Genomic DNA, 14,040 nt, shown 5'->3' on the forward strand with positions numbered 1-14,040 from the left:
CAATCTGCTCCTTCATAGGTTGCGCGCAATGACCATGCGCTGAATGTCGCTGGTGCCTTCGTAAATCTGGCAAACCCGAACGTCGCGGTAAATCCGCTCCAGGGGGAAGTCGCTCAGATAGCCATAACCGCCCAGGGTCTGCAAGGCGTGCGAACAGACCTTTTCGGCCATTTCCGAGGCAAACAGCTTGGCCATTGATGCTTCCACCAGGGCTGGGCGCCCGGCATCGCGTAGCGCAGCGGCGTGCAACACCATCTGCCGGGCCACCGCGATCTGGGTCGCCATATCAGCCAGGCGGAACGCCACCGCCTGGTGCTCGACCAACGCCTTGCCGAAGCTTTGCCGCTCGTTGGCGTACTCACGCGCCACTTCAAACGCGGCCCGGGCCATGCCCACCGCCTGGGAAGCAATACCGATACGGCCACCTTCAAGGTTGGCCAGGGCGATCTTGTAGCCCTCACCCTCGGCCCCCAGCCGGTTGGCCACCGGCACCCGCACATTGTCGAAGACGATCTGGCAGGTGTCGGAAGCATGCTGGCCGAGTTTGTCCTCTACCCGTGCCACCTGGTAGCCGGGTGAATCGGTGGGCACGATGAAGGCGCTGATGCCGCGCTTGCCGGCATCCGGGTCGGTTACGGCAAACACGATCACTACTCCGGCGTTCTGGCCGGAAGTGATGAATTGCTTACTGCCATTGAGCACGTAATGGTCGCCATCCAGACGGGCGCGGGTCTTCAGGCTGCTGGCGTCAGAACCCGCCTGGGGTTCGGTCAGGGCGAAAGCACCGAGCATCGCGCCGCTGGCCAGCGGCGCCAGGAACTGCGCTTTCTGCTGCTCGCTGCCAAAGTGCAGGATCGGCACGCAGCCCACTGAGTTGTGTACGCTCATGATGGTCGAGCATGCGCCATCACCTGCAGCAATCTCCTCCAGGGCCATGGCATAGGCCACGTAGCCGGTGTCGCTGCCACCCCAGGCTTCCGGCACCAGCATGCCGAACAGGCCCAGCTCGGCCATTTCGTCGATCGCCTCCCTGGGGAAGCGGTGCGCCTTGTCCCACTGCTCTGCGAACGGCTTGAGGCGCTCCTGGGCGAAAGCACGGACCGCGTCGCAAATCTGTTGTTGCTCGTCAGTTACCAGCATGGTTCACCTCAGTACAGGCATTCGACCGCCATGGCCGTGGCTTCGCCACCACCGATGCAGATGGCCGCTATACCCCGGCGCAGGTTGTTCTGGCGCAGGGCCGACAGCAAGGTCACCAGGATGCGTGCCCCGGATGCCCCGATCGGGTGGCCGAGGGCACAGGCGCCACCGTGGATGTTGACCTTGTCATGGGGCAGGTCGAGGTGTTTCATGGCCGCCAGGGTGACCACGGCGAAGGCTTCGTTGACCTCGAACAGGTCGACCTCGGCCAGTTTCCAGCCCGTGCGCACAAGCAGCTTGTCGATAGCACCGATGGGCGCAGTGGGGAACAAGGCCGGGGTATCGGCGAAGGCCGAATGCCCGTGAATCACCGCCAAAGGCTTGAGCCCCCGCTTGTCGGCTTGGGAGCGGCGCATCAGCACCAGCGCCGCAGCCCCATCGGAGATCGAACTGGCGTTGGCCGCGGTCACCGTACCGCCTTCACGGAAGGCCGGCTTGAGCTGCGCAATCTTGTCCAGCCGCGCCTTCGGCGGCTGTTCGTCGTCCTTGATGACGCGCGTTTGCTTACCCTCGGTGACCTCCACCGGAATGATCTCGGCGGCAAAACGGCCACGCTTGATCGCGTCCTGGGCGCGGGTCAGCGAGGCGATGGCAAACTGGTCCTGGGCCTCGCGGCTGAAGCCGTTGGCCTGGGCACAGTCTTCAGCAAAGGTGCCCATCAGGCGGCCCTTGTCGTAGGCATCTTCCAGGCCATCCATGAACATGTGGTCGATGATCTTGCCATGGCCCATGCGGTAACCACCGCGGGCCTTGTCCAGCAGGTAGGGGGCGTTGGTCATGCTTTCCATGCCACCGGCCACCACCACCTCGGCGGTGCCGGCCAGCAGCAGGTCATGGGCCATGATCGCGGCCTGCATGCCCGAACCGCACATCTTGTTCAGGGTGGTGCAGGTGGTGTGCTTGTCCAACCCGGCACCCAGCGCCGCCTGACGCGCCGGGGCCTGGCCCTGGCCGGCCGGCAGGACGCAGCCGAACAGCACCTGCTCGACACTGGCGGCATCGATGCCGGCGCGCTCGACTGCGCCACGGATGGCGGCACTGCCCAGTTGCGGCGCGGTCAGGCTCTTGAGGTCGCCTTGCAGGCCACCCATGGGCGTGCGCACGGCGCTGACGATCACAATCGGGTCATTGCTGAGGGTCATGGTCATCCTCCTTATTTAGCAGCCATGCGCAACGCACCGTCGAGGCGGATCACCTCACCGTTGAGCATGCTGTTCTCGATGATGTGCCGCGCCAGCGCGGCATATTCCTGCGGGCGGCCCAGGCGTGGCGGGAACGGCACCCCAGCGGCGAGGGAAGCGCGTACGTCTTCGCTCATGCCGGCCATCATCGGTGTTTCGAAGATGCCGGGGGCGATCGTCATCACACGGATACCGAAGCGGGCCAGTTCGCGGGCTACCGGCAAGGTCAGGCTGGCAATGGCGCCCTTGGACGCCGCATAGGCCGCCTGGCCGATCTGGCCATCATACGCCGCGATGGAGGCGGTGTTGATGATCACGCCACGCTCGCCATCCCCGCCGGCAACGCCTTCAGCCATGGCGGCGGCAGCCAGGCGCAGCAGGTTGAAGCTGCCGACCAGGTTGACGTTGATCACCTTGGCGAAGCTGGCCAGGCCATGCGGCCCCTGTTTGCCCAGCACTTTCTCGGCGCCTACGATACCGGCGCAGTTGATCAGCCCGTGGAGGCTACCGAACGCACTGACGGTTGCATCGACTGCTGCCTGGGCAGCCTGCTCGTCGCTGATGTCCGCCACCGCGAAACGGGCATGCTCGCCCAGTTCACGCGCCTTGGCCTCAACGGCCTGGGCATTGAGGTCAACCAGCATGACCTTGGCACCCGCCTCCACCAGCATCTGCGCTGTGGCAGCGCCCAGCCCGGATGCTGCGCCGCTGACGATGAAGTGTTTGTTCGCTATTTGCATGGTCGGTTTTCCTTTCAGGCGCTGGCAGGGGTGGCCTGCTGCGCTTGTTGTTTGGCGACTTCCTGATTGCGCAGGATGAAGCGTTGCAGCTTGCCGCTCGGGGTCTTGGGCAGGTCGCTGACGAATTCGATTTCGCGGGGGTAGGCGTGCGCGTACAGGCGCTGACGCACATGCTGACGCAATGCCTCTTCAAGTTCGGGGGTGCCGTGATAGCCGCTTGCCAACACCACGAACGCCTTGATCAACTCGGTGCGCTCCGGATCCGGCTTCCCGATCACTGCAGCCTCGATCACTGCCGGGTGTTCGATCAACGCGCTTTCCACGTCGAAAGGGCCAACACGGTAACCAGAGGTGGTGATCACATCGTCACTGCGCCCGACGAAGCTGATGCTGCCGTTGCGGTTCAACTCGACGGTATCGCCGCTCAGGTAGTACTTGCCGACGAAGGCCTTGGTCGGCAAACCCTGGTAGCCAGCGAACCAGCATAGCGGCGACCGCTCGCGGTCGACCGCGAGAATGCCTGGCTCGCCGGCCGGCAGCTCGCGCCCCTGCTCGTCCAGCACCACGATCCGATGGCCTGGAACGGCGAAGCCGGCCGAGCCCGGGTGCACCGGGTGCTGCAGGCCATGATGGTTGCACAGCACCATGCCCAGTTCGGTCTGCCCGTAGTGGTCGTGGATGGTCACCCCCAATTCGTCGGCAAACCAGCGAATCACTTCCGGGTTCAGCGGCTCACCGGCACTGCTGACAACGCGCAGGCGGCCTTTGATCGGTGCCGCGAAGGCATCGCCGGCCGCGATCAGCAAACGGTAAGCGGTGGGCGACCCGGCCAGGTTGGTGATGCCCAGCGTTTCGATCACCCGCACACAGCTTTCGACACTGAACGGGCCATCGTAGAAGGTGGTGGCATGCCCCAGGGACAGCGGCCCGGTGACGGCGTAGTACAAGCCATAGGCCCAACCGGGGTCGGCCAGGTTCCAGAAGTTGTCTTCGCGGCGCAGGTCGATGGCATCGCGCATGTAGCCCTGGAAGGCGACGATGGCACGCAACGGTACTTCCAGCGGCTTGGCCGGGCCGGTGGTACCGGACGTGAACATCAGCAGGAACGGGTCGTCGCCCGAGCGCATCACAGGCTCGCATTCAGGCGCGGCGCCGGCCAGGCACTGCTGGAAATCCAGTTCGCCACTGCGGGCGTTCACCGTGATGACCGTCGGGCAGGCGTGTACATCGTCCAGCTTGCCCCGGTTGACGCTGTCTGTGACAACGACACGGGCGCGGGACTGTTCAAGACGGTGCTCGATGGCCTTGGGCCCGAAGGCGGTGAACAAGGGCTGGTACACCGCCCCGATACGCCAGGTGGCCAGGATGCTGACCAGCAACTCGGGGGTGCGTGGCAACAGCCCCGCCACCCTGTCGCCCGCCTGCACGCCTTGCGCCTTGAGCACATTGGCGAACCGGGCGGCCAGCATGTGCAATTGCTCGAAGCTGTAGCGGGCAGTCTGGCCATCGCGATCGACATGCAGCAGTGCCACCTTGCCATGGCCTACGTGGCGGTCACAGCACTCGACACACGCGTTAAGGGTTTCGAGGTTGCCGTGCAGTGCCCCAGCTACGGTGTTGCCAAGCTCGAACAGGCGGACAGCCTCAGCGTAATCACGCATCGTCGGACTCCTGGTTTGTTGTTTTTGGAGTTAACCATCGGTCCGACGATGTTCGCGCCGCGCGTCACCCGCGGCAATGGCCAAAGCTGTCAATCTGGGTGACCGGTTTGGCCGTGCGCAGGCAGTGCAATGCGCTCGCGCGCTACCCTGCGGCGGGTCAAGCCCTGTTCAGGCGTTCCCGGGTCAAGCGCAGGGCCAAGGCTTCCAGCGCCTCCTGGCGGTCGCGCATCAGTGTTCGGGCCTGGGCGTCGTAGGCACCACTGCCCAACTGCTGCATACGCTCTTCCAGCGCCTCCATGGCCTGCTCGAATTGCTGCTGGATCAGGGCGAAGTCCTGTGGGTGTTCGGCGCGCAACACCTCAATCCAGAAGTCCCGCTGGCTGATGTAGCGCGTGATGTCTTCACTCGCCTCCCCTGCCAGCACTGCGTTGCAGGCACGCTCCAGGTCGGCTTCAGAGACCACGGCCAACGCACCGAACAGCATGTACCGTGGCTGGCCGATCAGGTTCAAGCGTTCAGCCAGCCCTGTGCGGTAGGCCAGGCTGACCTCGACTTCCTCTTCGGCATGATCGCCGCGCTGCCAACGGCCATCCGCGTAGCGGCTGTTGATGTCCGCCCTGGCCAGTGCCAGTACGGTGTCAAGGCGGTACAGGCGCCGCGCCAGCAACAGCCGCGCATCACGGGTAGCCACAGGCTCACCGCCCTGGGTGGCGTGCAGTACTTGGTACCGGACCTCCAGGTTGCTGAAGCAATTGGCGAGATTGTCGGCGCAGGCACGTGGTTCGTCGGCCAGCGCGAACAAGGCTTCGCGCAGGTCCCGGTCCACCGACAGCGCCTCGACCAGGGTCCACACCCTGGCGCCCAATTGTTCAGGCGCAAGGCGGAACTCGGCACTCTGGGTCATGCCCACCAGCAGTTCGAAGAATGCATCACTGCCAGGTTCACTGCGCAAGGCCTGCCACAGCTCGCGGCCTAGGGCCTGGTCAGCCTCTGCGCGCGTGCCCAGCCATGCGTGCATGGCCTGCTCTTGTGCACCTTCGCCAAGCATGAGCGGGACGGGCACGATTTCAGGTGCATACAGTTGCTCGCGCAACGCAGTGGGCAGCGCGTTGCCTTCCACGTCCACGACTTGCCTCACCGCGGCCGGGGCGTCGAGCAATGCCTGGGGCAGCTCGGCAATCTGGTTGTCGCGCAGATCGGCATACTCCAGGCGCGCGCACCATTGCAGGCCTGAAGGCATGCTGGTCAGCCCGGTACGCCGCAAGCGCAGCCGCTGCAGCCGGCGCAGCCCAGACACATCCAACTGTAGAGCGCCCAGCGGGTTGTCGTTCAGGTCCAGCCGGCGCAAATTGACGCAGCGCAACAACGCAGCCACCTGCCCGGCGCTGGGGCGGATGCGGTTGTTGCGCAGTATCAGCTGGTTCAGCTCGGGCATCCCTTCAAGGCCCTCGGGTAGCTCACGCAAGGCATTGTCGCTCAGGTCGAGCGTGCGCAGGTGCCGGAAGCAGCCCAGGAAACCAGGGGGCAGCGCAGGAACGTGCAAACCTGCCAGTGTCAGTTCTGCCACATGGCCAAAGCTGCTGCCCTGCGGCAACGTCGGCAACTCCCCTACCGCCATGTCAGCCACGTGCAGCCGCAGGCCGACCGGGTTGTTTTGCGCATCGAACACCCGCTCACCTTCCAGCCGCCAGGCGCGGAGCAATGCAGAGGCCAACCGCCGGCGCGCATGCCGGGCCGGGCCCATGACGCGGAACATCCAGCGCTGCAGCTCTTCGTTCAGGCGCCGGAATTCCTGTTCCTGCAGCAACAGGCTGTCGAAGGGCGAGCCGTCGATCTCTGCCATGATCCCCAGGTAACGCTCGACATCGTCATCACTGAACGACGGGTAAAGCCCACGCAGGCGGTTGCGCAACATCTGCTCGATCGACGATGCGGAAGGTAGCCTGCTGGCGCCGCCGCCGAGCAGGTAACCCAGGCGCCCGTCAGGCAAGCGTCGCATCGAGGCGCCCAGCGCCCGCGCTTCACGCCACCCAAGCAGCTTCAGCAGGTCCGAGGAACGCTCGGGTATCGCGCCTTGCAGGGCCAGGCGCAAGCTGTCGGCAGCAGACCCACCCGTGGTACCCAGGTGCTGGCGAGACGCGCTCGGCAGGCACGCCGCCAGGACCTCGAACAGCCCAGCGGGTTCTGCCACCTCCCGTTCGGCAGGCAGGCCCTGTTCGTCATACAGGGTAAAGGCCCCGTCGCGCCAGACCATGACCAGCGTCTGCTGGCTGCCCGCCTGGGGCAGCAACCGTTCCTGCAAAGGGCCGAACACTGAGCGGTCCCGCAACTCCAGGTTGAGCATGCTTTGCGCGAACCCCTGCCGACGCAGCAGGGCGAACGCCAGCGCGACCGCATCGGGGTGATAGCTGCAGCGCAGGTAGAACGCCTCGCGCGCCCTTGTCAGGCGGGCCAGTTGCAACGAGGCACGGGCCTGTTGCGCCAAGCCCAGGGGGAGCCGGCCGGTGCTTTCCATCTGCGCCCGCATGGCATCGCTGGCGTGGCTCAGCACGTCGAGCGTGTAGGCGTGCGGCAAGCCGGGATAGTCGCGCGTCAGCAGGCTTTGCAAAGTGTCTGCACCGAGGTGGCAACACGAGAAGTACTCGAACATCCCTTCGCGCAGGCTCTGCGCATGCAACGCGATCTGCGCGAGCTGGGCTGGCAGCGTATTCGCGTCGATATCCAGCTCATGCACGCACCACTGCAACAGCTCGGTATCGTTCACGGTGGTATCGAGCTGCTGGAAAAACGTCGCGATCCTGGCATCCACCGCAAACCGCTCGAGGGTGTCGCGCAACTGAACCGGCAGTGGCCGCTCCTCAACCAGCAAACCGCGCAGAAAAGCCTCGTCGACATCGGCCACTTTCAGTATCTGCGTCAATCGCTCTGGGGCAAGTGACTGTGCGGCCGGCCACAATCGCGCCAGCAGACGTGCAGTGCCCTGCCACTCCAATGGCCGTTCGGTCACCAGGCGCCAGGCGCGCTCGCCATTGGTTTGCAAGGCTGGCCCGTAAACATCGGGACCCTCCCGGTGCAACAACCGCCAGGTACCGTTGCGATCCTCGCGCACGCTGTACAATGCCTCATCGCAACGCCACCAATGGCCGCTGCCATCGGTCAACAGACCGTTCTCCAGCGTGGTCAATGGCGCTGCTGGCAGCGCCTGCCGGTAAGGGGCCAGGTCATCGTGCCACAAGCGTGCCTGGCCCGCCTCGTTGGTCACCGGGTGCAGTTGCCCGACAAAGGCGCTGTGCAAGGCATAGGCCCCGCCAAGCACAGCGCCGTTGACCGCCAGCGAGGTGGCCACCTGCATCATGTGCTGCAAGGCCTCGTGCTGATGGCCCTGGCTCCAGTCACTGAAACCTTCGAACACCTGCCCCAGCAGTTGCCTTGCCATGTCGGCCATCAACAGCGTGCCAACCACCGGCACGAACAACCCGGCCAGGTTGAGCAACACCTCGCCGACGCCCTCCAGGGCACGCAACCGCTCAGCCGCAGCATCGCTATCGGCCTGTTCGGTGGGCACCGCCAGGTATCGGGCATCGGCCTTGATGCGCTGAATGTGCCAGGCGGCCATCTGCTCGAAGATGGGCGTCGACGTCGAGAGCCTGCGCGGTTGCAGATCAGGCTCGTCGTCTTGCAGGCGTGTGGCGAGCAACGCCTGGTAGCCGGCACGCTCGCTGAGCGCAATCCGCCGTGCAAACGCGCTGCGGTAATGGGGAGCAGCCATTGCCGCGACCAATGCGCGGTTGGCAGTGGGCCAGTCAGGGTAGTACTGCAGTGGCCGAGCCTGATCATCTGGCAGGTACAACAGCACCCCTTTGAGCAGCAGCAACCTCCCTGTCCCACCGACGGCAATCGACCACGAGTCGAGCAATTCGATGACCAAGGCGCCGTCCACCCGGCAACCCAGCACCAGCAGCCCGCCCACCCGAACATAATGGCTGCCGGGGTTCGTCGGGGTCTCGCCACGACCCAGTTGGCGCAGCATGCGCACTTCATTGATCTTGAGCTGCCCCTTGAGGGTGGCAATTTCTGTAGCCAGCGCCAGTTCAAGGCGCTTGTCCAAGGCCAGGTCGCGTTCGAAGGCCGCGTTCATGATCGCTGCCAGATGCCCCTGGTAGGCCTTGCCGACATCGGCTTCCCGGCAGGCGGCCACGACCGCGTCGATAGTTGCAGGCAGGGCTTGTTCTTCACGCTCGGGCGCAATGGGCGGCCGTACCAGCGCGGTCTGCTCGAAGAACGACTCCCTGGGCTTGAAGTTCTGTAACAGCTTTTCCAGCGCAGGCACCCTGACGAAGTACGATTCGAACTGGCGGATGCCGCCAAGGTCCACACGCAGGCGCCGGCGCTCTTCACGCCAGGTCAGCCGATCGAGCGGTACACCAAGGCCCAGGGCGCCGTTCAGGCGCGCCTCGGCAAACGCCATCAGTGGCTGCAGGTGTTCGGTAGCACTGCTGAGTGTGCGCTGGCTGGCGAGGTGCGCATCCAGTGCAGACTGCAGCGCAGCAAGGCCGACAGGGCTGGCCTTGCTGAGCCAATCAGGCAAGCGGTTGGCAATGAAGCGCTCTACCGGGTGTTGGAGCCAGGGTTTTACAGGTTGCGAGGGCATGTCAGTGTTCCTTGACGGGGATCATGACCCCCGACTGTGCCGCCTTCGCCAGCGGCGATGGCAGCAGGAAACGATCGCCTGCCGCCAACGCCCGGCAGTCACCCCGAAGCGCGCTCAGTCCTGCTGCCCGACCCCATGGGCAGGTCCATCGCCTCGCGGGTCAAACGCAACAGCAACGCTTCGATCGCCGCCTTGCGCTCTTGCGCCAGCCTGTCGAAATCGCGCAGGTAGGCGCCTTCATTGGCCGCCTCCGCGCTCAGCCCCTCCATGCGGCCCCAGAAAGGCGCTTCCACGGCATTGAACGCTGCTGGTTCTTCGCGCCGCAGGTACTCCTGCCAGAAATCACGTTGCGCGATGAAGCGGGGCAACTGCTCGGTAGCCTCCGCTTCACGCACCGTTGCAGCCGCTGCAGCCAGTTGCTGCCGGCTGACCGCGGCGATGGTCTCGAACTGCATCGTTCTCGGCTGCCCTGGCAGGTCCAGCTCTTCAGCCAGGCCGGTGCGATACGCCAGGCTGACCTCGACTTCATCGACATGCTGCCCTTGCGCCAGGCGCGCCTTTACATCCTCTCGGGCCAGGCGCTCCACCTGTTCCAGACGAAACAGCTGCCTCGCCACACGCAAACGGGTGAGCCGTGCGGCCACGGGTTCAGCCTGTTGCAATGACTGGCGCAGATACAAGCGCACTTCCAAGGCACTGAAACAGCTCGCGACGCTGTCGGCACAGGTTCGCGGGTCGGCAGCCAGGTTGAACAGTTCTTCGCGCAACACCGTGTCGCTCTGCATCGCCTCCAGCATGCGCCACACACGCCGCCCCAGGTCATCGGGAATGACCTGATAATCGCGCGTGTCGGTCAGCTCCGTCAGCAACCGGAAGAACGCATCGCTACCTTCTTCACGCTGAACGCCATCCCACCGGGCCTCACTGAAGCCCCGCTGCGGCGCCGCGACCAATGCCAGCCAACGCTCGCGTGCGGTGTCGATGGCCAGCAAAGGCTCGTCAACGGCAGCCTCCACTGCACCTGCGGCAAGCATGCGCTGCCTGACGGCATTCGACAGCGGGTTACCCGATAATTGCACCGCCAGCCGCAACGCCTCAGGCGCTTCCAGCAGCGGCTCTGGCAGTGCACCGATATGGTTGTCGCGCAAATCCGCGAGCTCCAGCAACCGGCAGCGGTGCAACTGCGCAGGTACCGTCTGCAAGTTGGCGCCGCGCATGTGCAGCTCGCGCAGGCGCCCCAAGGTATCCAACTGCAGCGCAATGGCGCCCAGGGGGTTGTGATTCAGATCGAGGACACGCAGGCGCGTCAGGCTGCCGAGGGTTGCAACACCCGCCGCCGTCATGCGGATCTGGTTGCCAGCCAGGCTGAGGTTGGTCAGGTGCGACAGGTGCCTGAGCTCGGCAGGCACCTCGCTCAGGCGATTGCCACTCATGTTCAACCAGCGCAGTTGGGTGAAACAGCGCAGGAAGCTGGCCGGCACATGCTCCACGGCCAGGTCGCTGAGTATCAGTTCAGCAAGATGGTTGAAATCGGTGCCTACGGGCAGCTCCGGCAGGCTGCGCAAGGGTACGCCCGTCAGGCTCAGGCGCATGCCCTGAGACTCGCCGTGCTGGTCGACGATCCGCTCGCCGATCAGGCGCCAGCTGCGTCGCAGTTCGCCTGCAGCAGACAGCCGCGCCGCCTGGCTGGCACTGTTGCGAGTACCCTCCACCCACCGTGTCAACGCGTCGCTGAACCTGCGGTACTGTTGTTCCTGCAGCAACAGATTGCAGAACGCCGAACCTGGCCGCTCCAGCAGCAGCTCCAGAAAGGTCTCCACTTCCTCTTCATTGAAACCTGGATAGAGGCTTCGAATGCGGGTACGCAACACGCGCTGGCTGAAGTTTCCCGCTGTGCCCCTGCCGCTGAGCACGTAGCCGACCCGGCCATCGGGCAGGCGCCGAACAGGGTTTGGCGGCACGCCAACGTCACTGGCACCCAGTAATTTCAACAGCGCAGCACGCCCCTGCGGTAGCCAGCGTTGCAGGGCCAGGCGCAGTGCACTGTACGCCTGGTCGCCCTGCCAACCCAGGCGTTGCCTGTCTGCCGTGGGCAGGCAGGCCAGCAGCGCTTCGTAGAATTCAAGCGGCCGCTGCGCGCTGGCCTGTAGCTCTGTACCGGCCACGTCATACAGGCGGTAGTGGCCCTCCTGCCGGACCATCACCACGTTGGCGGCGGTTTGTTCCGGCCCAGGCAGTTGCGCCAGCCGACGCCCCGCAAGCGACCCCTCACGCAGCTCCACCTGCGCTGTTGCCGGCCACTTGGCATGCTCGCGCAACAGGCTGAACACCAACTCGTCCAGGCCGGGGTGATGGCTGCCAGCCAGAAACAGCCCTTCACGCATGCGCGTCAGCCTGGCCACCTGCAACAGCTCGCGGGCCTGCTGCGCCACCGCCAACGGCAGGCGCGCCTGGGTGCGCAGTATGACCCGCTGCTCGGTCGAGATATGCCGCAGAACCTCCAACACGTAGGCGTCTGGTAAGCCCGGAAAATCGCGGCGTATGAGCCAGGCCTGGGCGTCTGCCTCCAGATAGCGGCCGCCCAGGTAGTCCAGCAGCCGTGGGCGCAGGCTGGCCGCATGCCGGGTAACCTGCACCACCTGCTCATCCCGCGGCAGGGCTTGCAGGCCGAGGGCGTCCAGGCACCATTGCCACAGCTGACCGTCCGCACTGCCCACCTGGGCGAAGAAACGCTCGATTCTTTCACCTGCAGCAAAGCGCTCCAACGTGTCACGTAACGCGACCGGCATCGGTCGCTTCTCTACCAGCAAACCGCGCAAGTGCTCCACGGATACGTCGGCAACCCTGAGCACCTGCGCAACCCGCGCCGAGCCCAATGATGATGATGCAGGCCACAGGCGCTGCAACAGCCTCTGGGCGCCTTGCCATTCCAGCGGCCGTTCGCTGGCCAGTTGCCAGGAGGCTTCAGCGTTCCACTCCAGGGCAGGGCCGAAGGCCGTATCATCGGTGACGTCCTGCAAGCGCCAAGGGCCATGCTCACCCTGCGCCCGTACCCGCCAGTAGCTACCGTCGTGGTACCACCAGTGCCGAACCCCATCGCTCAGCAGGCCATTTTCCAGTTCGCGGAGCGTTCCGCTCGGCCGCGCGCTCTGGTAACGCGTCAGGTCGTTCGACCAAAGCCGTTGCTGCCCTGCATCGTTGGTGACGGGCTCCAGGCCATCGACAAAAGTGCTGCGCACGAAGCCACGCGCCACCACCGTGGCGCCGCCGGCAACCGCGGCCGTTACCGCCAGGTTCTCCGCCACCCCCAGCAAATGCTCGATAGCCTCATGCTGATGGCCCAGGCTCCAGTGCCTGGCCCCTTCGTAAACCTCCGACAAGGTCTGCACGACCATGTCGGCAAGCAACAATGCGCCAACCGTCGGCACGAACAACCCCGCCAGGTTGAGCAGTGCCAGCCCTGCCGACGCCAACGCGTGCTCACGTGCCAGCGTCTGGCTGGAATCGGCATCAGCGGTGGGCACCGCCAGGAACCGCGCATCCTCGCGAATCCGTTGCAACTGCTGTAACGCCAGGCCTTCGAACCGTCCCTGCGGCAAGTTGGCGAAGGTCGGCTCCAGGTCAGGTTCATCATCGGCCAGCCGCTTGGCCAGGGTGGCGACGAACCTTGCCCGCTCATGCAAGGCAATGCGTTCCACCAGCGCCGCATACCGAGCGGGATCCTTGAACATCTCGACCAGCTCGAAGTTCACCACACGCCAGGAAACCAAGTGCCGGAAGGCAGCGTGGGCATCGTCCGACAGCACCAGTTGCACACTGCCGGCATACCGCTGGTTGCCGTTGGCAACCTCAACTACCAGTGCCCCGTGCACCGTGCAACCCAGCACCTGCAACGGGCCGCAGCGCACGGTGCGGCCGTTTGAAAGGGCAGTTCTGCGGCCTGCCACTATATCGCGCACTATCTGTACATCCTCTGCCGGCAGAAGCCCGCGTGTGGCGGCTATCTCCAGTTGCAAGGCCAGGGTTCGGCGCAGGCTGGTGGCCAGTGTTTGCTCAAAGGCAGGGGTGAACAACCGGTCCAGGTGTTCCTGGTAGCGTGCGCCCACATCGGTACTGCGGCAGGCCTCTACAATCCGTGCCGCATCATCGAGGGCCACCCGTTCCGGCACGTCGGTAGCGGGGTCTGCGGGGTATACCAGTGCAGTCTCCAGATAAAAGGATTCGCCGCTGGCAAAGTTTTGCATCAACCTCTGCAACGCCGGCACCCTCACGAAGTAGGACTCATCCGTGGGCAATTTTCCTGGCTCGACCTTGAACCTGCGCCGCTGCTCGCGCCATTCCAAGCGGTCAAGATCCAGCAGCGCGCCGCCTTCCCGGTGAAGGCCCTGGGTCAGCAAGCGGCGGGCAAACGCATCGATCGGCTGCAACTGCCGGAGTACAGCCGACATTTCAGCCTGGCTTGTGAGGTAGGCGCTATAGGCATCGCGCAGCGCCATGATTTGTGAGGCGCTGGCCCGCCTCAACCAATCAGGCAGTATCTGGCTGATGAAATCATCCGTCGCGCGTTCGAGCTTGGGGTGCAGGGGTGCCTGTGGCATGAAGGGGTG

Annotated in this window: 6 protein-coding genes; all 6 read right to left on the reverse strand. The window is 64.9% G+C overall.

Features of this window, described 5'->3' with window-relative positions; all coding sequences use genetic code 11:
• Positions 1 to 12 precede the first annotated feature (12 nt).
• The 6 genes from AACG97_RS18450 to AACG97_RS18475 all read right to left on the reverse strand — a co-directional run bounded on the left by AACG97_RS18450 (position 13) and on the right by AACG97_RS18475 (position 14,031).
• The gene (locus AACG97_RS18450) at positions 13 to 1,140 is read right to left on the reverse strand and encodes an acyl-CoA dehydrogenase (protein ID WP_115294400.1); all 1,128 of its coding nucleotides are present in this window, start codon (positions 1,138 to 1,140) and stop codon (positions 13 to 15) included.
• 8 nt (positions 1,141 to 1,148) lie between these two features.
• On the reverse strand, positions 1,149 to 2,342 hold the full coding sequence (locus tag AACG97_RS18455; protein WP_009684177.1) for an acetyl-CoA C-acyltransferase: 1,194 nt from the start codon (positions 2,340 to 2,342) through the stop codon (positions 1,149 to 1,151).
• Positions 2,343 to 2,353: 11 nt separating this feature from the next.
• A complete protein-coding gene (locus AACG97_RS18460; RefSeq protein ID WP_054911762.1) occupies positions 2,354 to 3,121 on the reverse strand; it encodes an SDR family NAD(P)-dependent oxidoreductase in 768 nt (255 codons plus the stop codon).
• A 14-nt stretch (positions 3,122 to 3,135) separates the two neighbouring features.
• Complete coding sequence (locus AACG97_RS18465) at positions 3,136 to 4,782, reverse strand: acyl-CoA synthetase (protein ID WP_144188667.1); 1,647 nt, start codon at positions 4,780 to 4,782, stop codon at positions 3,136 to 3,138.
• Positions 4,783 to 4,939: 157 nt separating this feature from the next.
• Entirely contained in the window at positions 4,940 to 9,433 is a 4,494-nt protein-coding gene (locus AACG97_RS18470) for an NEL-type E3 ubiquitin ligase domain-containing protein (protein WP_144188669.1), read from the reverse strand.
• Between the two features lie 98 nt (positions 9,434 to 9,531).
• A complete protein-coding gene (locus AACG97_RS18475) occupies positions 9,532 to 14,031 on the reverse strand; it encodes an NEL-type E3 ubiquitin ligase domain-containing protein (RefSeq protein WP_225786091.1) in 4,500 nt (1,499 codons plus the stop codon).
• Positions 14,032 to 14,040: the final 9 nt, after the last annotated feature.

It is taken from the genome of Pseudomonas sp. Nvir (assembly GCF_963778085.1).
Lineage (GTDB): Bacteria > Pseudomonadota > Gammaproteobacteria > Pseudomonadales > Pseudomonadaceae > Aquipseudomonas > Aquipseudomonas juntendi.